The organism is Bacteroidia bacterium (genome assembly GCA_041391665.1).
Lineage (GTDB): Bacteria > Bacteroidota > Bacteroidia > J057 > J057 > JAGQVA01.
The window spans coordinates 1,912,647-1,934,574 of sequence record JAWKNO010000003.1; the positions used below are offsets into that span (position 1 = coordinate 1,912,647).

Sequence of the window (21,928 nt, forward strand, 5' to 3'; positions counted from 1 at the left end):
ATATCAGCGAGATTGACGTTCGTTTTGGAGAATTTCCCGCCCCTCGTCTGTAGTTAGATATTTCTGATTGCGGCTGGAGGGTTTGTCGGGAATGGTCATTTCCAGCCAGTGGTTTTCAATCAGCGGTGCAATGTAGCGTCGATAGTTGTCAAAATGGTTTTTATACCCCAGCCTGGCAAGTATTTCGGCCTTTGATTTGGGAGTCAGGGCAAAAGTCAGCACCCTTCGGGTGTACGTAATATTGTAATCCTGCCCGCCTTCATTCACATAGTCGTTATCCTGGTCGTTGACATAGTCGTTATCCTGGTCGTAACCCGTTGGGATAAATAGCGGGTGAACGGGAATCACTGTCAAAAAATAGGTACAGTCTGCATCGGTTTCAAATACGGGCGTAGGAGAGGTATTGTTATGCATCGCCTGATAAATTGCAGGAATCCCGGTTCCCCTGCCTTCCGTAAGATGAAGTTCTTTCAGGAAATCGCCTACCCTGCGGTTGCGATAATCTCGTGCCACAATTCGTCTGTTTTCTGCGAGTATTTTAGCATTTACGGGTGGAACCGGCCCGGGAAAACTCAGAATTTCAATTTTATCTGCCCATATCTGCACTTCGATTGGCTGGCCGGTTTCATAACTCTTATGGAATACCGCATTGGATAACGCCTCTTCTACAGCATCATAAGGAAAATTATAGACTCGTTGTGCTTCTGCCTTTCCTGTAACTTTTTTGATTCTTTCTGTAATAATATTAGTTCTGATATAATCTAAAGCATTGCGAAGTTGGATATGGAGGGGCCCTTTGAAATATTTTTCGTCAAAATCCTTGCCTGCTTCATCCTTACGAACTACTACTTCAATCCATGCTCTTTCGAAAAAACGATGCGGCTCCGGGGAAAAAAACATCAACCCAGCATTTACCGGCCTTAGCAGTTCTTCTGGTCCCCTGACAATATTCATCTGTTTACAAAGATCTGCAAATGGCATTTGGGTGCTTTCTTCGGCCAGATCGCTTTTTACTTCATGCAAAAAATCGCGAATCAGACCAAGGCTGAGGTCATTGCGATTGGCTGTCTGGCTAACCCTGTCATCAAACGGGATTCGGGCAGTCAGTTCCTGAAGCCGACGGAGGTTATCTCCCTGTGCTTTGATCGTGCGCGAACCACTTCTGATATAAAAAAATCTGTTTTGCAGTCCCCGCTCACTTAGGTCTTCCGGGGCGGAATAAGGCCGCGTATCTCCTGCCGGGGCATAAAGAACCAGGATATGTTTACCATGGAAAACGTAAGGCTGTATGAGGGGCAGATATTGGGGAGTAATTCTGTGTCCTAGTCCGATAATTTCACCCTGAATACGGTCTATTTGTGCGGGGTTAAGACCTTCAACCGGCAGAACCGGCCTGCCATTGTTTTCGGCAATACCAACAATGATATATCCGCCCCCCCAGTTGTTCAGATCGTTGGCAAAAGCGCAAAGCGTATGAAGTACATCTTTAGGATTCCAGCCCTGCTTAAACTCCAGCCTTTCCCATTCGATCACGCCTCCGTGAATTAATTCATTTATGTTTATTGCCAATGCCATGAATGGTAGTGTTATGTTGTGCTGTAGGTAAACTATTTCAAGGAATGAATTTAGATAATTTCGCCCGCATGCCAAATCTGAAAGCTAAAAAATTACGCGAGGATTATTCATCACTTTGGCGGAGAACCATACACAGTATTTACTCTGGATTGTGGGTCAGGGATGAGCTGCCGGGTTTTCATCCGTAGCATGATCACCCAGAAAATAACACTTTCTGCACCGGGGTTCATAGGCATCTTTTTCTCCGAGCAATACGGTGGCATCGTTGTCAGCAAGGCGGTAGGAGTAATTGGCAAGGCTTCCGCAAACCTGGCAGATGGCGTGGACTTTGGTTACAAACTCCGCCATAGCGAGGAGATAGGGCATAGGGCCGAAGGGTTTCCCCCGGAAGTCCATATCGAGGCCTGCGACGATGACTCTTACACCGCGGTTGGCGAGGGCTCTGACAGCCATCGGCAGTTCTTCATCAAAAAACTGCGCTTCATCAATGCCTACTACTTCGACGTTGACAGCAAGGGGGAGGATTTCGGAGGAATGCGCCACGGGAGTCGAGTGAATAGAATTTCGGTCGTGGGAGACGATTTTATCAGCTGCATACCGGGAGTCCAGTACAGGCTTAAATATTTCCACCTTTTGGTTGGCAATTTGCGCGCGGCGAAGCCGGCGTATCAGCTCTTCGGTTTTACCGGAAAACATACTGCCGCATACAACTTCGACCCAGCCGGTCTTTCTGTTTGCAGAATTCACTTCGATAAACATGCGGCTAAACTAAGTAAAAAAAGCAATAGATCAATTGCTGTGATTTTCCGTTACATGGAGTTTGTTGAGGGCATCTTCAGAGGCACGTTGTTCTGCAGATTTTTTATTTTTCCCCTCACCGACTCCCAGCACTTTTTGACCGACTTTCGCCTGGATACGGAAAGTTTTGTTGCGGCCATCTCCGTTTTCACCGATTACTTCAAACAGGAGCAGCCCCATTTTGGCCTTTTGCACATGTTCGATCAGCTTATTTTTGTAGCTGATAACCTGGCTTTCCACTTTTTGGAGATGGATATAGGGGTCAATGATCCGGTTGTAGATAAACCGTATGGTTTTATTATAGCCGAGGTCGAGGTAAATAGCACCGATAAAAGCTTCCAGCGCATCGCCGTACATAGATTCGTTGACAATTCCAGACTGGCGGTGTTGAATGATATTATCGATATGGAGTTGTTTGGAGATGATATTGAGGGATTTGCGGTTTACAATTTTGGAGCGCATTTCGGTCAGAAACCCCTCATCTTTCAGCGGATAGATTTTAAACAAATATTCAGCAATGACGGCATCGAGAATAGAATCACCGAGGAACTCCAGGCGTTCATTACAGCCTTTGGCGACAGCGGCATTCTTTTCGTCTTTTTTATAGGAGTTATTAAGAGACGAGCTATGCGTAACAGCAAGCCGATAGAGGAAAATTTCCTTCGGAACGAATCCGGAAATTTCAAGAATCTCCCGAACGAAGTCTTTTTCCTTAGAGAGATATAGATTATAGAACTGCCTGGGTGAAATCATAAAATAAAACCAGATCACTATTCCCAAAAATCGGCTGTTAAATTACAAAAATCAATTCTGAAATCACAATTACCCAACATTTCCTTTGGAAATGTTGGGTAATCAGGTATAAAATGTCCTGAGGGACATCATGTTTACATGAAGAGGGTGATTAGCCTTCGATCTTTTTCAGCAGAATGGAGGCATTATGTCCACCAAAACCAAAGGTATTGCTAATGGCGACGTTTACTTCGCGAGGCTGTGCAACATTGAAAGTATAATTCAGATCACAGTCCGGGTCACCTTCTACAAAGTTGATGGTAGGCGGGATCAGACTATGTTGCATAGCGAGGATAGCGGCAATAGCTTCAATGGCACCGGCAGCACCGAGCAGGTGTCCGGTCATAGATTTGGTAGAGCTGATATTGAGTTTGTAAGCATGTTCGCCAAATATTTTTTTAATAGCCTGGCTTTCACTCACATCACCCAACGGGGTAGAAGTACCATGAACGTTGATATAATCAACATCAGTAACTGTCAGGCCGGCATCTTTGAGCAGATTTTCCATTACCCTTTGAGCACCTTCCCCTTCGGGATGAGGCGCAGTAATGTGATGCGCATCTGCCGACATACCGATACCCCCAAGTTCAGCATATATCTTTGCCCCGCGATTAATTGCATGCTGATATTCTTCAAGAACGATACAACCAGCGCCTTCACCCATGACGAAGCCATCGCGGCGTTTGTCAAAGGGGCGACTGGCAGTTTTATATTCTTCATTATTCTCAGACAATGCCTTCATAGCATTGAATCCACCCATTCCAACTTCACTTACAGCAGCCTCAGTTCCTCCGGCAACCATGACATCTGCATAGCCATATTTGATAAGCATATGCGCATCGATGATGCAATTAGACGAGGTTGCGCAAGCAGAAACACTGGAATAGTTGGGTCCTTTCAGACCGTACTTGATGGATATATGGCCTGCACCAATATCAATAATCATTTTAGGAATAAAGAATGGATTTATCCTGGGAGTACCATCTCCCCGGGCAAAATTCATTACTTCTTCAAAAAAGATATTGATTCCGCCGATACCAGAGCCCACTACGACGCCAAAGCGGTTCCGATCAACTTTGTCCATATTAAAAGATGCATCCTGTATAGCTTCATCAGCAGCAACCATCAGGTAGTGCACGAAGCGATCCATTTTGCGAACCTCTTTACGGTCAAAATAATCATTTGGATCAAACCCTTTAACTTCGCAGGCAAACTTGGTTTTGAACTTCTCAGTGTCAAAGTGAGTGATCCAGTCAGAACCACTCACTCCCTGAGAAAGTCCCTGCCAATACGCAGAGACATTATTTCCAATCGGCGTTAGTGCACCCAAACCGGTGACAACGACCCTTCTTCCCTGCATGTATTATTCGGTTTTGATATTTGCTTCGAGGTATCTGGTAGAATCACCAACAGTTACAATTTTTTCGGCAGCTTCGTCAGGGATACTGATATTGAATTCTTTTTCGAACTCCATGATCAGTTCAACCGTATCGAGCGAATCAGCTCCCAGGTCGTTGGCAAAACTAGCCTCGGGAGTAACTTCTGAAGGTTCTACTCCCAGCTTCTCAACGATAATCTCTTTTACTCTTTCGGCAATGCTTGACATTTTTCTTTGCTTTTTAAATTGTTAATTGTTTATTGGTCTCGCAGTAAAAAATTTGTGCAAATATAATACTTTTTGGAATCATCCAACGTTATTCGCGAACTAATTTTTTAACATGTATCAGAAACCAAGGCTTTGACGAAGCGAATAGATATACAGGATATCTTTGATTATCAGTGTGTTGTGATTGGTCTTGCCTCCAATGAACGCATCTGGAAACTATGTTATGAGGTCAACCGCCAACTGGGGCTAAATCTGACCGAAAAGGAGCTGGAAGAGGGAAAAACCGAGGGTGAGGAATCCGAGGAAAACACCTCCGCCAACAGTCTTTTTGAAGCGTCTGATTTTATACCGGATGACCGGCCTCTGGCCTATTACGAGGACTTACACTCGGACCCCAGATTTGAGTTTATTCTTCGCAAACCCGATCCAAACCACCTGCCCAAAGATGCCAGGCCTTTTCGTTTTTTCTTTTTGATACGTGCCCATGACAGCCCTCTCCCTGAGTCTGCTGATCTGATCGAACGCCTGAACAAGTCTTCAGCTATTCTTTCCGCAGTAGATATTTCTCATATTAAAAACATTAAACAACTAGTCCTTTGAAGCTATTTCATTTAAGAAGAACAAAAATTGTGGCCACTATGGGCCCTGCCTGCGATAATCCTAAAGTCCTGCTTTCTATGGTTGAAGCAGGTCTGGATGTGGCCAGGCTTAACTTTTCGCACTCAGATCATGAAACCCATGCTAAATCTCTGAAGCTGATACGGGATATTAACCAAAAGTATAATACCAATATCGCCATTCTTCAGGATTTGCAGGGGCCAAAAATCCGTATGGGTGATTTGCCTGAACCCTTTAAAATCAAAGAAGGTCAGGTCGTAACCATCCGCTCGGATATCAAAGAGCAGAAAGACAAAGTATTGCCGATTGTGTACAACACTTTTGCCCAGGACGTTAAAATCGGGGATATTATCCTCATTGATGACGGAAAAGTCGAGGCAGTAGTGGAGGAGACCAACAATGTCAACCAGGTAAAAATCAAGATCGTATCCGGTGATCTTATTCAAAGCCGTAAAGGGGTAAATCTTCCGCTCACGAATATTTCGGAGCCTACCATTACTGAAAAAGATTTCCGCGATATTGATTTTGCCATTGAACACAATGTAGAATGGGTAGCCCTTTCCTTTGTGCGCTCCGCCGATGACATCAAACTCCTGAAAGAACTTATCCGCCTGAAAAACGGAACCAGCAGAATCATCGCCAAGATCGAAAAACCTGAAGCCCTCCGCAACATTGACGAAATCATTGCCGTCTCTGATGGTATTATGGTCGCACGTGGTGATATGGGTGTGGAAATTCCGATGGAGGAAGTTCCTGCATGGCAGAAACGGATTATCAAAAAATGTAATATCCAGGGCAAACCGGTCATCGTTGCGACTCAGGTCATGGAATCCATGATCCAAAACCGCCGTCCGACCCGTGCTGAAGCCAATGACGTTGCCAATGCCCTTGTCGATGGTGCAGATGCAGTCATGCTCAGTGCAGAAACCTCGGTAGGTAAGTATCCGGTAGAAGTAGTTTCAAGTATGCACAGGATTCTTATGAGTGTCGAAAAAGAAGATACCAGCATCTACTACCGAAATATGGATACCTTCCCCGAAGGCAGCGAGTTTCTCAGTACTTCTGTGATTACGACGGCATGTACCCTTGCCCGCCATACCAAGGCGAAAGCCATCGTAGGGATGACCCGGTCAGGTTATACAGCGCTTCAACTCGCCCGCTGCCGGCCGCAGGCGCAAATCTATGCTTTCACCAATAATCGCCCCGTGCTGAATATGCTCAACCTCATCTGGGGGGTAAGGGCGTTTTTCTACGACGGATTTGTCAGTACGGATGATACCATCCAGGATGTGCACGAGATTCTGAAAGAAAAAGGTTTGTTGAGCGCCGGTGATATTATTATCAACACGGGTAGTATGCCACTTCACGACAGAGGTCTTACCAATATGGTAAAAATCAGCCGTGTACGTGCCAAAGGTGATCTCAGACCCTGATCCATGCCGTCGATTTCTGCTGTCATCATTACCCGCGATGAAGCTGCAAATATCGGCAGATGCCTCGCTTCCCTAAAAGGCGTCGCAGATGAGATTATCGTAGCTGATTCGGGCAGTAAGGATGATACTGAAACGATTTGCCTCGCATGGGGTGTGCGTTTTTTTCGGGTTGAATGGCTGGGTTATAGCAGAACAAAAAATCTGGCCAATGATCTTGCGACAGGGGATTATATTCTTTCTATCGATGCCGACGAGGTGTTGTCGGAGCCCCTTCGCCAGGCCATTCTTCCCGAAAAAAATCGTCTCTCTGGTGTTTATAGTTTCAACCGGCGAACCAATTTTTGCGGACATTGGGTTCGCTTCTGTGGCTGGTACCCCGACCGCAAAGTGCGTATATTTCCTAAAAACCGGGCACACTGGGAAGGGGAGTTTGTTCACGAAACCCTCCACACCGATCCTTCTCTCGCCATCCGGCACCTCCCCGGAGACCTCCTGCACTACTCCTACGACTCGCTGGAAGACTTTCTCTCCCGAATGGATACCTATGCATCCCTTGCTGCCAATCAGCTCCACAGCCGGGGGAAAAAGGCCTACTGGTGGAAACGTATGCTCAGTCCGGTAATTAAGTTTTTGATTATGTACTTCATCCGCCTCGGATTCCTAGACGGAAAGGCGGGTTGGCGGATCTGTTACTTCTCCGCCAACGCCAATTATCTACGCTATAAAAAACTCCAACAGTTAAATGCTGCTGCCGCAGGGTGACTATTTTACCCCCGGTGTGCGGTTCAGAAATTCGTCGTAAAGCAAGGTCTGACGGCTCTCCAATGGCACCCACCAACCCTGGATAAACAAGGATTTGATTTGCGTTTTGGTCTCAAACGGATCACCGTCTGCCACAAACAGATTGGCCTCTTTACCGACCTCTAATGAACCCATACGGTCAGCTACACCAAATATTTCTGCGGGGACAATCGTAACTGCCTTCAACGCTTCTTCGCGACCCATTCCATAGGTTGCAGCAAACCCTGCATGGTATGGCAGGTTGCGCACATTCTCTGTATCGTTGGTGCGGATAGCCACTTTTACGCCCGCCTTCAGCATAATGCCCGCATTGGCATATGGGCGATCATAACGGTCGGAGGTGCGGCGGGGAGAGTCTAGCACCGGACCTGTGATGACCGGAATTTTTGCTTTGGCTAGCTCATCTGCTACCCGCCAGCCTTCCATCACCCCCGTAAAGACGGCATCTATTTTTCGCTCCTGTACCCAGGCTATTGCTGTCTGAATATCTGAAGCGGTATTCACTTCGATCAACAGCTTGGCTTCGCCTCTGACAACCGGAACCAGGGCAGCCATTTCCGGATAATAGACAGGTTCTTCGCCCTTTCCAGTACGCCACACCGAGTCTATTTTCGCATAGGCAATCGCCTTTTCCCAGACACCATCCAGATTTTTCAATCGTTTCTTTTTATCTTCTTCCATCTCTTCTTCGGTGCGGTTGTCCCGGCGCCCGGTTCTGCCCGCAGCAGGGAAGTTGAGCAACACAGCCTTAAACCCTGCATACATCTGGTCAGGTGTATAACCATGCAGATTGATCAGGGCCGCTGTACCTGAAAAAAGACCTCCGTCAGGAGTAGTGAGTACCGTGGTAATACCGTTTACCCTCGTAACAGGGATCAGCACTGAGTTGGGGTTTACACCCGTAAGTGCCTGTACCTGAGGATTTACCTCGCCCAACTCGTTGAAGTCCTGCGTAAGGTCTATGGACTGAATTTCCTGAAGGCCGAGTTTGGTTCCGCCATCAATCATTCCGGGATATATAGTCAGTCCCTTACAGTCAATCACTTCTGCCCCCTGAGGTATAGTGACGGATTCTCCGATCGCAGCAATTTTCCCATCGCGAATGAGCAGGGTACCGGTTTTTTCGCCCTGGGTTACCGTCTCGATTTTTGCGTTTGTAAGGGCAAAAGTTCCGGTGCGTGATTTTTGCACCATCTGAGAATGAACTGATACTGTAAATAAAACAGCAGCCAGAAATATATATATTCGTTTCATCGGATAATTCATCAAAAGGTTATTCGCCAAATAAAAATTCAAATGCATCTTCCATGCAGTTATCGACATCGGAATGACTATACAGTACAGGCATGATTTTTTCGTCGGGATTAATATACAGCCGCATATCATTGGCATCCTGATTGACATCAAACCTGACGATCCCGTCCACAATGGTCATCTGAGGCACTGCATAAATAGAAAGCGGATGTCCTTTAAATATGGCTATATCCCCTTCTTTTCCCTTTTCGATGGAGCCGACACGATCTTCTATGCCCAATTGTCTGGCCGGATTCAACGTAATGAGCGTCAGCGCTTCGTCGTCAGTAAGCCCGCCGTATTTTTGTGTTTTTGCAGCTTCATGGTAGAGATGGCGGATCAGCTCTTCAGAGTCAGAATTGATAGAGGTAACGACACCATTTCGGGTAAGGATCGCGGCATTGTAGGCGGTGGAGTAATAGACTTCAAATTTATAGCTCCACCAGTCTGCAAACACCGAGGCCATCGCACCAAACTTTGCCAGTTCGGGGGCAACTTTAAATCCTTCATTGACGTGCTGGAAAGTAATGCGCTTAATACCAAAGTCTTTACATACATTCATCAGCATCACAATTTCATCGGCCCGGTAGGAGTGGCAGTGAATGATGACTTTGTTGTTGAGCACATCTACCAGCGTTTCCATCCGGAGGCTGTATTCGGGAGGTGTGGCGGAAGGGTTGGTTTTCTTTTCCTCGTTGTATTTTGCCCAGCTTTTTTCATACTGGCGGGCTTTGGAAAAAGAATCTCTGAACACGGCTTCCATACCCATACGGGTGCGGGGACTGATATTGCGGCTTACACCGTAAGAACGCATGGGGTTTTCGCCAAGGGCAAATTTGATGGTTCGGGGCGCACCTTCCATACGTATCTGGTCGGGGTCTGTAAGCCCCCATCGCATTTTGATGGTTTCACACTGACCGCCGATGGCGTTTGCAGAGCCATGCATGGCATGAGTCGTTGTAACTCCACCGGCAAGTGCCCGATAGATAGAAATATCCAGTGGATCGAGTACATCGCCGGTCCAGACTTCGGCCGTAACCGGGCTGGTTGATTCGTTGATAGCGAGAAGCCCGAGGTGAGAGTGTGCGTCAATAATGCCCGGCATCACATGCAGGCCCGTGGCATCTATTTCCCTGACGTCTTTGGGTGCTTTCAGTCCTTTGCCGATTTTGCTGATTTTACCATCGACGATCAGTACATCTGTATTTTCGAGCGTACCATTGGTGATGGTGATCACCGTACCATTTTTTATCAGAAGGCTTCCCTTTGGAATCTGCGCCGTAAGGCTTTGCACAATTACGGCAAGGAATAAAAATATAAATGGAAATTTCATTGGTGTAAGGTTTGTTAGTTGTTTTCTGGGGAGGATTCTTTTTCACCTTCAATCGGGAATGAGCCAAATTCGCCAAAAGTCATCGTTCCTGACAGTTTGTTTCCCTCGATCGCAGCTGTCGCTTCTATTTCTGCCGATTGTCCCCGCATATCAAACGTATAGGAGAAGGTCAGTTCTTTTCCGTCAAATTCCACCACGTCCAGGTCATTGCTCATCTGGCCGTTGGAACCCTCAAAAGAAATCGTACCGGAAAGTGCACCACCTTCGTTTTTGATGACCAGTACACCCGGTCTTTCCCCCATTTGAGAGCGGGTTACGATATTCCATTTTCCCACTACTGCCTTTACCGCATCGGGGTTTGTGGCAGATTTACTGCCAGCAGGTTTGGTGCTCATCACATACTTTTTTCCATCGACAAAAACGTATTTGATGGCAGATTTTTCGGCAAAAACAGGTTTGTCTGTAATGACGAGATTAGCCATTTTTCCTTTTTCCACTGTACCCATCACATTGGAAAGACCGAGAAGGGAAGCGGGATTTGTGGTGAGTGCAGCCAGGGCAGCATTTTCAGAAAGACCATATTTGATCATGATCCGGATTTGAGAAAGGATGTCTTTCGGCTTTGCTTCGAGCATGGAGAAGCCAAAGGTTATTCCGGCTTTTTCAAATGCTGAAGCCTGAGAAGCGTATAGCTTATATGCTTCGAGTCGCCTCTTTTCCAGTTCTGCCTTTTCTTTTTCGGCAGGTGTTTCTTCTTTTGTTGCGGTTTCTTCAGCCTTTCCGGTTCTGACAGGTTTTTCTTCGACTTCTTTTGGTAAGTCGAGAGAAAGAAAAACCGGAATATTTTGGGATTTGATTTTATCGGTCAGTTCCCAGCCCTGTTTGCATTCTGCCAGCATAAGCGAAAAGCCCATCTCCTTTTGCATACTGATTGCCCGCTGAATGTCCAGCACATTTTCAGTTTTAAACACCACAGGCAGCTCTTTTCTGACAACCGGATAAAGTGCCTGGAGCGTAGGGTCGTATTCGGGATGTCTGACGCCGGCAGGATTTTTGGCATATGCCGCTTCGTGTTCCATGGCATATTTTGTCTGGCTGTAAAGTTCTTTCCATTTAGCCATGACCCCCAGCAGAGTAGCCGGATAAACGCCCGGAGCGCCTGTAAACTGACTAAACTGAGAGGTGTTTTCACGCAATACCAGCTGGTTTGCCTTGCCTTCCCCGAGGAGGACGATCATCCCTGATCCGGGGAGCATTTTCCCTCTGGGTACGACGTGGGCAGAGGTAAAGCCCGCCTCCCGCATGGCGGCAATTGATTTGTCCGAAGGATCAAATAAGTCCACCGCTTTGCGGTCGGTCTGAATGCCGGCTACGTCGGCAGGAGGATTGACCGGATTTTCGGGACGGGTCCGCTCTTCGCCTGAGTTTCTGGCAGTTTCTGTACGGGGAATGCCCAGATGAGAAAGCCCGCCTACAAAACCCGCGTAGAGGTACATAGAATCTGCGGCCATGACTTCGGCTTCGCCCGGAATCGCCACATCTTTACCGACAGATACAATCAGTCCGTTTTTTACAATGACCGTAACATCTTCCAGCACCACACCGGGAGATTGAATGACATTCACGTGTGTGATAGCGAAAGTATTGGTTACGGGTGAGAGTTCTGAGGCCTTATTTTGGCTCCAAAGCAACCCGGGAGATACTATTATCAGAAAGACCAGACAGAAAATAGTCCCCACATAACACAGATAATTTTTCATACTGAATGGTTAAAGCTTTTGATGAAACTCAAATCTACCAAAATAGGCCGAATACCGGATAAACCCCACCACTAATTTGTGACAGAGAGTATATTTTACCCTTGGCTTTATTCTGTTTGCCGACCTCAATCCTTAAACCTGGCGCGTATATAAGCCAGCATATCGCTCATCACAGGTGTAATATTTGACGGGCCGGAACGAATAAAAAATAATTCTTTCTGAGGGCCTTCCTTGAGAAATGCGGGTTTATTGGAAGCAGCACAATCATAGCGGAGTACGACTTTCCCATCGACCTCATCTACATCATAAGAAACCAGGCTGGCAAAAAATCCGCCGATCCGGTCTTTGATCATGCCGATGATGCTCAGGTTAAAGTTTTCAATCTCCTTTTCATTTTCAAATTCCACCCCGCAGATTTCGCTGTTGTCTTTGACTCCTACCAGCAAGGTTCCTCCACTGGTGTTCATAAAGGCAGAAAGGGTTTTCAGCATGGCGGGTTTGACAGACTTGCTGGCCGCTTCTTTGAATTCGAGGTTTTCACTTTCGCCGTCCTCAATAAGCTTTTCAGTAGTAAAAGGCAGATCCCGGTGTAAGTATTGAACAATTCGCACCGTAAGTCCCCGCACGATCTTCAGGCTTAACATCGGGTCGATATATTCTCCTGAAAATAGTTTTTCACTGTCGAAAGCGAGAAGCCGGGTATCCTGTAGCGCCCGTATCGTGCCCATTCTGAGGCTTTGGGTAAAAATGGCCACCTCGCCAAAAATTTCACCGCGCTCATAGATTTTCTTTTCTCCGTCGCGAAGCGTAAGGAGCAGTTCGCCTTCTTCCACCAGATAAAAGTTTTGCCCTTTCTGGCTCATGGAAAAAACTTCCTGGTTTTTATGAAATTTCTTTCGCTCAGTAATAATCAGCAGCTGTTCCTTTTCCGAATCTTCCAATTCCTGAAAAAGCGTATTCTGGCTGAGTATTTTGAAAAATTCCTGTTTGTCGATCATACCTGAGTGGTTTGGGTAAAGATGGGAAAAAATTACCACTCAAATAAACAATTACCTTTCTTTCGCTGGCCAATCCAACTTAAACTTTACTTCCGGCAAAGGCGGCGCGTTTCTTAGCAGGTTTATTTTGGCAAAAACCATATCGCCTTCGCCGCGCCGCAGAGTTTTCCCTCCGCTGTGAAGACGGCTGTGCCGGAGTGAAGCTTGCGCCCTTCCTGGCCTTCCTTCCAGCCGATGACTATGTGAGGTTGGCCAATAACTACGGGAGCAACCAGTTCTGCGGTAAAGCGGCCCAGCAAAATCGGCCCGTATGAATCCACAGCCGCAAAAGCGCCGGGACAGTCCAATGCCGACCAGACAAATTCGCGCTTCGCGAATCCCTGTCCGTCGTCTAAAGAAACATCGGGAACCCAGGGGGAAGCGACCATCTCGCGGTCTTTCACCCTGCCGGGAAAAATATTCAGTCCATCGCCAGCTTTCCGGTCGGGGCCACAGACAAAACAGCGAGGAAAAGCATGATGCTGAAATCCTGTATAAAAAGGAACCGCATCTTTTGCCTCTTCAAAACCGGGAGGGTTGGGAATGTCCAGCGAAATATCCGCAGGTTTTGCCTCCGCTACGAGGATGTCGCCCCAAAGTACGCGAAGGTAGTCGTTGCTTTCCCGCACTACCTCCATAGGCAAATCCAGCGGAGGAGGAATCCGAAGCGTTACTTCGGCGGGGCCGTCAAAATACGCGCCGACGCGCCCGGAGATATACCCGCCGTTGGCGGAGTCGGGCGGGCCGCAAAACCGGCTGTTTACGGTGATGAATGAAGCCATTATACTCAGATTTTACGGATGGGTTTTCGGTAGCGGTTGTAGATTCTTTGGCCGGAGGGTCTTTCCCAATTCTGATAGGTTTTATCAGAATTCAATATCACAAAACCCAGTTTTACCGCCCAGTAAATATGTACCCGCCTTTCAACTCCTTTTACCTGATCCCTCCTGCCAAAGTCAAAATTAAAATCCAAAGGCCCGGCATTGGGGGTAAAGGGCTGCTCATTTAACGTCTGATGGGTAGCTGAAACGCGCTTGGGCCCCATACCTGCAAAAAACTGCATCACTACTTTTTCGCCCAATCGGCAATGCAACCCGCCATTAATATTCCATCCCACCGACTTCACGACGATATCTGCCCGCTCGTATGACCACTGTTCGCCATCGCGCCAATACCAGCTGCCAAAACGGGTATAGGACTCCGGATGGTAAAAAAACTGAAACCCTATTGAGGACTGTACATACCGGAAGCGATAACCCGGATGAACGTTTAAGCCCATCCGCAATTTGCCGTAATCGTAGTCAAATCTCCCGATGGTCTCCGGCGGATTCCCCCACGGGTAAAGGGGAAGCTCAAACCCATATTCTGCTTCAACCGCCAGAACAGGTATAGGCCGGTACTCCAGCCCTGCGAAAAAAGCAGGTCTTTCTATTGCAGCCCAACTGAGCAAATCGGTTTTTGCGATCAGGATGGGAAAGGTGGATTCCCGCTGCCCAAAAGCATTGCGGGACAGAAGAACGACAGAAATCAGCAGAAGTATTGTGCGGGACTTCATGTGAGACGGGGTTATAAAATCATCGCAAGGAATAAATGCTACTGCAATATATGCATTCTGTATTTTATTCCCTCAACCCTGCTTCAACACCTGATGGCCGATCCCACATTCGAGGCATCGTTTTTCGTCGCAGTAGTTTTTCTTTAGCTGGATCATTCCCTGTGAATGGAGTGCGTTGGGGTTTTTCAGTCCCAATGAGGTAAATGTGCGGGTGATGCGATTGTCTTCGGGAGAAAGTCGGGAAAATATATCGGTAATCATTTCGCTGAGGTTGTTGCGCCCATGTGCACGGTGATACAACCAGGCTACCGGCAGGATGGCATTGATCAGGAGCAATTCTTTTTGCAAATGGCCCATGAGCTTTTTGCTTTGGGCAGAAGCTTGTGAAAACCGGTAATGTGTCTCCCAATAATGGGAAACACCAATAGGTATCCCCAGAAACCGGTCGAGGTTTTCAGGTTCGAGCAAGCGTATCAGATGGGGAAAAATGTTGAGCATACAGGCGGTTTGCGTAATGCGAATCGTCGGAAAACCTGCCGGTCGCATACGCATAAAGCGAATTTGCAGATTCTCAGGTGTTTCGATTTTGTGTTTAGCTGAAAGAAAAATCCATTCATCCCAAAGTTTCTGGTGGTATGTGTCAATGATTTCTTCCGGCCTGCACAAGCCCGACACACCCAATATCAAGGCTTCCATTTGCAGAATATTGCCGGTATAATTTTGCATGATTTTCCAGGGAATAAGCTGAGCGATTCTTCGAAAAGGTTCTTTATTCACCGGCCCGCCCATGATGGCCATAATTTCTTCCCACAAGGCCTGCGTCCAGTCCATATTTTGAGAAGGAAATCCGGCGGTAATTTTTATCGCTTTTTCCTCCACACGCTCCACGCCCAGTCGTTCAACCCAAATGGTAGTATGAATCTCGTCAACCCCGCCAATCAGCGCAGCACAGGGAATCTGCCCTGATGATTCGGAAAAACGATCATATCGCTGCAGGAGGTTTCCTGCAATTCGCCCATCCAAAACCAACTCCGGAATCACCGTCCCATCTTCGCGCATCACAGGTTCACCCTGAGAATAGAGCACAACGTGAAGAACGGTATTGTTGTACAGCGGGTCCCGGTCATGTCCGTGAAGGTACCATTCTTTCGCATTCACATGGATTTCCACTTGTCCCGACCATTCGATTTCGCCGATTCTTACCAGCGACTGAAAAAAATCAGGCCCCTGGTTGTGGTTCCATGTACCGGGTTGGAGAATGACCACCGGCAGCCCATCAGATGTTTGCAGATTTTTTGCGTCAAAATTACGGGTACGCCATACGTAGTGCAGAAAAGATTCAGGTATCATGGTTGTGTGTATTCAGGTAAATAAGACTGCTGCCTGTATATACCCAAATTCCACAAAATGTAACCACCTGTGTCAGTTCCAGGCGAGATTTTTTCTATCGTCCCAATACTCCGATGCAGGCTGGGTAATTGCGCCAAGTATTTCTTCTGCCTGTTTGTCCCACTTCACGGAAAGCGCCTGAAGATTGGATCGCAGTTGTTCGGGTAGCGCAGCACCACTCAGTACGACATCTGCCCAGGGTTGGGCCAATACACCGGCAATGGCCAGCGCATCGGGAGAAGTTTCCAGCCTTTGAGCTTCAGCGCGCAGAATATCTATCCGATCCGCAAATCGCGGAATGGCATTTCTTTCTGTCAGCCGTCCATTGGCCACGGCTTCTTTGACAATAACGCCCATGCCCCTGTCGTGGGCTTCTTCGAGGGCAGTGCCTGCGGATCGTTCCAGGAGGTTCCAGGTAGCCTGTACAGCATCAAACAGTGGCTGCCGGTCGATGACTACCCGGAAGGCTTTTCGCAACACCTCGGCCTGATTGGGGCCGCTGAGAGAAAGACCGATGAGGATACCTCCCGACTTCATGCGGGCAAGTTCGTTGAGAACAGACGTATTGGCCAGCACACCACTTTCCAGCGTAGCAGAATGAATCTGATACAGATCCGGATATTGGTGAAGGCAGGCGACAGACTCTTTCCACTGCCGTTGAAGTACAGGAAGTGAGTGATCTTTGATTTCGTGATTTTCGGCCTCCACCTGCCAGTTGGCAGTGTAGGTATAGCCCCATTTTGATCCGACAACAGCGTCGCCCGAAGCGCGGTCATGATGGAGGAGCCAGTTCCCCAGAAAATCCTCTCCTTTGCCATAAGAGCGGGCTGCGTCGAAGTAGCGGATACCGGAAGCCCAGGCCAGATCGAGGAGCTGATGTGCCTGTTGTTCCATGCGGGTTTCGGTATAGTTAAAAAAAAGATCTTTGCCGTGGCCAAGGGTAATATAGCCAGGGCGGCCCAGCGCAGCCATACCCAGTCCGATGCGGCTTACTTTCAGAGCGGAGTCACCGAGGGTTTTGTATAACATGAATCATTGTTTCCCACCAAAACTAAAACAAAATTGCTAACTTTGTTGCCAGAAGAAAATTTTATGCTAAAACAACTGGTTCGACCCGTTTACCGGTTTTCTCACCAACTGCTATTTAGCACCAGCCAGTGGAATCCGCTGTTTCGGAAAACCTATGGCGGCAAACCTGTAACCAAAGGCCATATTTCGGCAGATCACCTCGCCGACCCCCGGCTGGATGACCAGCTGGTCGAAAAGCTAAAGGAGGCGGGCATTGGGGTAAAACCCTTTGAAATAGATGTCCCTGGATATAAAGACTACCTCAAAAAAGTGGATTACCCAGACACGTACTATGGCGGGGGAAAAATACCGGGGAAAAATTTTACCGAAAAAACCCTCGAACATTACGTCTCTACCTCTTTCATTCCTTTTGATGAGGATACAGTATTTATCGATGTAGCAGCTTGCACGTCACCTTTTTATACCATTGTGCGGCGGCTTTACGGTTGCCGGGAAACTTACCAGCAAGATCTGGTCTATCCCAAAGGCCTGAATGGCGACAAGATCGGTGGCTACGCCTCCGAACTTTACCTGCCCGATGGCAGCGTGGATGCGGTAACGCTTCACTGCTCTCTGGAGCACTTTGAAGGAAACTCTGACACCGAGTTTTTTCAGGAGCTTTCACGTGTGCTTCGCCCGGGGGGAAGGGCTGTAATTTTGCCTTTTTACCTTGCGGGAGAATATACGATTCATGTGGACCCGGCCTATAACCTGCTCAAATTTCATCGCCCCAAAATAGACCCCAGGGCAAAACTCCGATACTGTAACTGGTACCAGTTTTTTTCCCGCCACTACGACCCGCAAGCCCTTCAGGAGCGAATTCTTTCCAAAGTACCCGACCTGAATCTGACCGTCTATCACGTGCAAAATTTTCGGGAAGTTGACCCTTCGTGTTATCTCCGTTTTATCGGTGTTTTTGAAAAAAAATCTTAAGATGAATCTTACCGCCCAAAGAGGAAAATTTCTGGCGACGCCTGAAAAAGGTGAAGTTTCTTCCCTCCTGATGCTTCCGCCTCAAGCAAAAGCGCTATTGGTATTTGGCCACGGCGCAGGTGCCGGGATGGATCATCAGACGATGGAAAATATCGCACAAAATATGGCCCATTCGCAGATTGCGACTTTCCGGTACAACTTTCCCTACATGGAACGCGGCGGCGGCAGAGATACAAATGCCGTCAGCCTGGCAACTGTACAGGCTGCGGTTCATGAAGCAAAAAAATATGCGGGGAAATTGCCTGTTTTGGCGGGGGGACATTCCTTTGGCGGGCGAATGACTTCTCTGGCAGCAGCGGAGGGAATGATTGATGAGGTAAAAGGGCTGATATTTTGTTCTTTTCCCCTTCACGCACCGGGCAAAGCCAGTGCAGACCGGGCTACGCATATGGGAAAAATCAAACAGCCGATGTTATTTCTCTCCGGAACAAGAGACACCTTTATTTCTCCCGACTTTTTCCTTCCACTGATAGAAAGTCTGGGCGAAAAAGCTACGCTTCACTCGTTGGAAACTGCCGACCACGGGTACAAAACGCTGAAGAAAACCCGGCAGAACCCCGAGGATGTATTCGCCGAAATGGCGCGTGTGGCGGGAGAGTGGGTGGACAAAACGATCTGAGTACACCCGGTTACCACTGCGGATGGATGATCTCCCTCAGCAGGTCGTTATACACGGCTTCCGCCTGATCCATTATTTCTTCGGGAAGCAGCGGAGATTGGGCAGCCCTGACATTGGAAAGCACCTGCGCTTCCGAACTTGCGCCCGGTATTACACACGAAACGGCATCAAACATCAGGATCCAGCGCAGGGCATATTCTGCAAGTTGCTGGTCGCCAAATATGCGTTTATATCTATCGAGGGCCTGAAAGGCGATATCGAGATTCACCCCTGAAAAGGTCTCTCCTTTATCAAAGGCTTCTCCCAGGCGATTGAAAAACCGGTGGTCGTGTTGGCTGAAAGTCGTTGTGCGGTTAATCTTACCGGTAAGCAATCCACTGGCGAGCGGTACACGGGCGAGAATGCCCACATTGGCTTTTTGCGCAGCGGGGAAAAATTCTTCCGCAGGCTTGAGCCGCATGAGGTTAAATATAATCTGGACGGTAGCTACTCCCGGGCGTTGGATGGCACGCAGGGCTTCGGAGACTTTTTCAACACTTACCCCGTAGTGGCGGATTTTGCCCTGTTGTTTCAGGTCGTCGAGAATCCCAAACACTTCGTCACTTTCATAAACCGACGAAGGCGGGCAGTGTAGCTGGATCAGGTCGATGGTATCCAGCCCCATATTTTTCAGACTATCATTAACAAAACCGGTGATATTGGCACGGTTGTATCCTTCGGCTGTATGATTAGGTTTGAGCCGCCGTCCGCATTTGGTGGCAATAAAGACTTCTTCCGGGCGAGATTTCACAACACGTGCTACCGCCTTTTCGCTTAGACCGTTGCTGTACACATCTGCGGTATCGATAAAATTGATTCCATTGTCGATGGCCGTGTGAATGATACGGTCTGCGAGTGAGTCATTGAAGTCGGGGTTACCCCAACCGCCACCGACTTGCCAGGTGCCGAGGGAAACTTCAGAGATTTTCCAGCCGGTTTTGCCTAAGGTTCTGTAATTCATGGTTCGAATATCGTTTTCCCATAGCAAAAAACAAAAACTCCCGGAGGGGTACTCCGGGAGCGATCTATGGGCTTAAGCCCGAAATCATCAGATTAGTAACTTCTTAGAAGGGAGAGAGTGAGACCGTGATATCTGCATCATCAACATCCTTCAGCCAGAATTCCTTATCAGAGAGTCGGAGAATCTCATATTCGGCGTCCTGAGTAAAGGTAACGGTTCCAAAAATCTGTCCCTGAACAGAAACCCGGAACGTGAGCTGATCATCAGACAGCGCCCAATCACCCGTCATTTCGTAGCCAACAGAACCTTCTGTAATATTCAGTACAGCGGTTCCATCTTCTGAAAAAGTATAACGCCAGTTGGAAAAGCTGTCAGTTGCGTCCTGACCATCTTCGTCAGTTGCCTGGGTAACTTTCCATGTGCCGGCGATACGAGCTTCTTTAGATTTAAGGCTAATGGTTGGTCCGTCGGGATAGGTGCTGCAGCTGGTAAGGGAAAAAAAGAGCGCTGCGATTACGAACAAGTATCCTCTGTTTGCTTTCATAAGAATAAAGATTGAAAAATTTTAGCGTTTGTTATCACAACGACAACTGCCGGGATGTATTGGATGCATGGAGAGGAAAATTTATTTTCCGGATAGTTTCCTTTATGAATGAATTTTCCGGAATTTTTCTATAACCCCCCGATGCAACCCTCAAATTTCATGTATGGTCATTATCCCGAAAACGTTCATTCATCATCGCAGTAGCGTATCGCCCACAGCAGCCTCCATCTATCATTGACACGCTTTTTTGGAAAACGTGCACGCTGGAAAGGAAGCCTGTCAAAAAGCGGGAAAATGTGTGACCTGAGCGAGGATATGACCGTAATAACCAATAACCGTAAATGAATTCTACCAATGAAAAATTTTAAGAAACTTATCGCCACTACTTTCAGCCTCCTTATCATCTTCGGAATTTCTAAAGTGCAGGCTCAGCGTGTCAGCGCCACCATGAACTTCAGTTCCTTTAATATTGACGAAGTATCTGCACCCAATACCCAGATCAATTATCAGGGTAGCAGTTCTGTCAGTGCCAACTTCCGTTATTTTACAAAAAATAAATGGGCCTATCGTTTTGGTGCAGGCGTAGACCATTTGGATTACACGGTTGGAGACGGCGTGAATACCAATTATGAGGCCCGCAGAAATGACCTGAAAGGTATTTTCGGTATCGAAAAGCACTTCATGATAGGCAAATCACTCGATATTTACCCCGGTGCTTATATTCCTGTAGTCGTCGTGGGCGACGATAAGCTAAGTGCCAACCTCGACAATATTACCAACGGCGGTATACGGTCTGGCCTGGGCGTTGTACTGGGAGCCAACCTGCGCGTATTGAAGATCTTCCGTGTAGGGGTAGAGTTTGACGCCACTTACGACGATTTCTCTACCGGCGTGCGCAGCAGTGTAAACGAACTTTCCTTCGTACCTGTAAAAGGTATCAATCATAATACAGCATTCACCGTAGGTGTAGCTTTCTAGGCAATACGTAAACTTGTTCCTTCTTTTGCAATCCCTCATTCCTCCCGGAATGGGGGATTTTGCTTACATAGGATGTATCAATGCTGCGGAAGATTTCGTAAATTTATAGAGAATCTATAACCATACATGAAAGAAATAGAAGTTAAAATACTGGAAATCAACCGCCAACAGGTAGAAGAAACTTTACAGCAACTGGGAGCCATAAAGTCATTCGAAGGAATTATGGCTGCAACATTTTTTGATTATCCCAACCGAAGTATCCAGAAAAAAGGAGGGATTCTTCGTTTGCGAACCGAGGGAGATATCTCCATGCTTACCTACAAAAACCCGGTGGAAGGAGAAAAATCTTCGGCAAAAGTCATGGAAGAAACGGAGACTTCCATTGGCGATCCGGAAAAGCTAATGGTCATATTTAAAAAAACAGGCCTGTTACCCTTCAACCATAACCATAAAATCCGAACCCAATACAACCTTGGGAGTGTTCATGTTGTGATCGACGAATATCAGGGAGACCTTGCAGGCATTCCTGCTTTTCTCGAGATTGAAGCACCGGATGAGACGCAGTTGTATGAGGTTGTGCGGCAACTGGGATTTAAGCCCGAAGACTGCCACAGCTGGAGTACCTACGATCTGGTGCAACATTATAAAGTGGAGGTATAGTCAGATCAGACACGATTAGTAAATAGGGACATTCTGCTTTTGTAATCCATGATTTTTTGATTAACTCTGCATTGGG

22 protein-coding genes are annotated in these 21,928 nt (G+C 47.4%); 7 read left to right on the plus strand and 15 right to left on the minus strand.

Annotated elements, in window-relative coordinates:
- Window positions 1–3: 3 nt before the first annotated feature.
- From R3D00_30540 to R3D00_30560, 5 genes are all read right to left on the minus strand, one after another.
- Window positions 4–1,575 (minus strand): putative DNA binding domain-containing protein, encoded by a 1,572-nt coding sequence (locus R3D00_30540; protein MEZ4777553.1) that lies wholly within the window; start codon window positions 1,573–1,575, stop codon window positions 4–6.
- A 156-nt stretch (window positions 1,576–1,731) separates the two neighbouring features.
- A complete protein-coding gene (locus tag R3D00_30545) occupies window positions 1,732–2,334 on the minus strand; it encodes a thymidine kinase (GenBank protein ID MEZ4777554.1) in 603 nt (200 codons plus the stop codon).
- A 30-nt stretch (window positions 2,335–2,364) separates the two neighbouring features.
- On the minus strand, window positions 2,365–3,126 hold the full coding sequence (rnc, locus tag R3D00_30550; protein ID MEZ4777555.1) for a ribonuclease III: 762 nt from the start codon (window positions 3,124–3,126) through the stop codon (window positions 2,365–2,367).
- A 151-nt stretch (window positions 3,127–3,277) separates the two neighbouring features.
- Window positions 3,278–4,525 (minus strand): beta-ketoacyl-ACP synthase II, encoded by a 1,248-nt coding sequence (gene fabF / locus R3D00_30555; protein MEZ4777556.1) that lies wholly within the window; start codon window positions 4,523–4,525, stop codon window positions 3,278–3,280.
- 3 nt (window positions 4,526–4,528) lie between these two features.
- Complete coding sequence (locus R3D00_30560; GenBank protein ID MEZ4777557.1) at window positions 4,529–4,771, minus strand: acyl carrier protein; 243 nt, start codon at window positions 4,769–4,771, stop codon at window positions 4,529–4,531.
- A 132-nt stretch (window positions 4,772–4,903) separates the two neighbouring features.
- Here R3D00_30560 and R3D00_30565 point away from each other — a divergent pair, with 132 nt between their 5' ends.
- The 3 genes from R3D00_30565 to R3D00_30575 are packed head-to-tail and all read left to right on the plus strand — an operon-like array spanning window position 4,904 to window position 7,584.
- Entirely contained in the window at window positions 4,904–5,371 is a 468-nt protein-coding gene (locus tag R3D00_30565; protein ID MEZ4777558.1) for a hypothetical protein, read from the plus strand.
- Window positions 5,368–6,822, plus strand: a complete 1,455-nt coding sequence (gene pyk, locus R3D00_30570; GenBank protein ID MEZ4777559.1) for a pyruvate kinase — start codon at window positions 5,368–5,370, stop codon at window positions 6,820–6,822. Before R3D00_30565 ends, pyk begins: the two co-directional genes overlap by 4 nt.
- Before the next feature lie 3 nt (window positions 6,823–6,825).
- Entirely contained in the window at window positions 6,826–7,584 is a 759-nt protein-coding gene (locus R3D00_30575) for a glycosyltransferase family 2 protein (protein ID MEZ4777560.1), read from the plus strand.
- Here the strand turns inward: R3D00_30575 and R3D00_30580 are convergent, their stop codons facing one another.
- The 8 genes from R3D00_30580 to R3D00_30615 form a co-directional block, all read right to left on the minus strand.
- Window positions 7,585–8,877, minus strand: a complete 1,293-nt coding sequence (locus R3D00_30580) for an amidohydrolase family protein (protein ID MEZ4777561.1) — start codon at window positions 8,875–8,877, stop codon at window positions 7,585–7,587.
- A gap of 19 nt (window positions 8,878–8,896) precedes the next feature.
- Window positions 8,897–10,249, minus strand: a complete 1,353-nt coding sequence (locus tag R3D00_30585; GenBank protein MEZ4777562.1) for an amidohydrolase family protein — start codon at window positions 10,247–10,249, stop codon at window positions 8,897–8,899.
- A 14-nt stretch (window positions 10,250–10,263) separates the two neighbouring features.
- On the minus strand, window positions 10,264–12,009 hold the full coding sequence (locus tag R3D00_30590) for an amidohydrolase family protein (protein ID MEZ4777563.1): 1,746 nt from the start codon (window positions 12,007–12,009) through the stop codon (window positions 10,264–10,266).
- Between the two features lie 125 nt (window positions 12,010–12,134).
- A complete protein-coding gene (locus tag R3D00_30595; protein MEZ4777564.1) occupies window positions 12,135–13,007 on the minus strand; it encodes a putative DNA binding domain-containing protein in 873 nt (290 codons plus the stop codon).
- A gap of 122 nt (window positions 13,008–13,129) precedes the next feature.
- A complete protein-coding gene (locus tag R3D00_30600) occupies window positions 13,130–13,828 on the minus strand; it encodes a hypothetical protein (GenBank protein ID MEZ4777565.1) in 699 nt (232 codons plus the stop codon).
- 5 nt (window positions 13,829–13,833) lie between these two features.
- Window positions 13,834–14,601: a hypothetical protein gene (locus tag R3D00_30605; protein MEZ4777566.1), complete on the minus strand. Its 768-nt coding sequence runs from the start codon at window positions 14,599–14,601 to the stop codon at window positions 13,834–13,836.
- Between the two features lie 72 nt (window positions 14,602–14,673).
- On the minus strand, window positions 14,674–15,951 hold the full coding sequence (locus R3D00_30610) for a DUF2851 family protein (protein ID MEZ4777567.1): 1,278 nt from the start codon (window positions 15,949–15,951) through the stop codon (window positions 14,674–14,676).
- A 72-nt stretch (window positions 15,952–16,023) separates the two neighbouring features.
- The gene (locus R3D00_30615; protein MEZ4777568.1) at window positions 16,024–17,019 is read right to left on the minus strand and encodes an aldo/keto reductase; all 996 of its coding nucleotides are present in this window, start codon (window positions 17,017–17,019) and stop codon (window positions 16,024–16,026) included.
- Window positions 17,020–17,082: 63 nt separating this feature from the next.
- Between R3D00_30615 and R3D00_30620 the strand changes: the two genes are divergently transcribed.
- Together R3D00_30620 and R3D00_30625 are read left to right on the plus strand one after the other, a co-directional pair.
- Window positions 17,083–17,991, plus strand: a complete 909-nt coding sequence (locus R3D00_30620; protein MEZ4777569.1) for a methyltransferase domain-containing protein — start codon at window positions 17,083–17,085, stop codon at window positions 17,989–17,991.
- 1 nt (window position 17,992) lies between these two features.
- The gene (locus tag R3D00_30625) at window positions 17,993–18,670 is read left to right on the plus strand and encodes an alpha/beta family hydrolase (protein MEZ4777570.1); all 678 of its coding nucleotides are present in this window, start codon (window positions 17,993–17,995) and stop codon (window positions 18,668–18,670) included.
- A 10-nt stretch (window positions 18,671–18,680) separates the two neighbouring features.
- Here R3D00_30625 and R3D00_30630 read toward each other — a convergent pair whose 3' ends face one another.
- Together R3D00_30630 and R3D00_30635 are read right to left on the minus strand one after the other, a co-directional pair.
- Window positions 18,681–19,670, minus strand: coding sequence for an aldo/keto reductase (locus tag R3D00_30630; protein MEZ4777571.1), 990 nt, complete (start codon window positions 19,668–19,670; stop codon window positions 18,681–18,683).
- A gap of 103 nt (window positions 19,671–19,773) precedes the next feature.
- Window positions 19,774–20,214: a DUF5004 domain-containing protein gene (locus R3D00_30635; protein ID MEZ4777572.1), complete on the minus strand. Its 441-nt coding sequence runs from the start codon at window positions 20,212–20,214 to the stop codon at window positions 19,774–19,776.
- 354 nt (window positions 20,215–20,568) lie between these two features.
- On the opposite strand from R3D00_30635, the gene R3D00_30640 reads away from it, so the two are divergent.
- Window positions 20,569–21,192, plus strand: a complete 624-nt coding sequence (locus R3D00_30640; protein MEZ4777573.1) for a hypothetical protein — start codon at window positions 20,569–20,571, stop codon at window positions 21,190–21,192.
- Window positions 21,193–21,318: 126 nt separating this feature from the next.
- Window positions 21,319–21,852 carry a class IV adenylate cyclase gene (locus tag R3D00_30645; GenBank protein ID MEZ4777574.1) on the plus strand — a complete coding sequence of 178 codons (534 nt, stop codon included), beginning with the start codon at window positions 21,319–21,321 and terminating at the stop codon, window positions 21,850–21,852.
- Window positions 21,853–21,928: the final 76 nt, after the last annotated feature.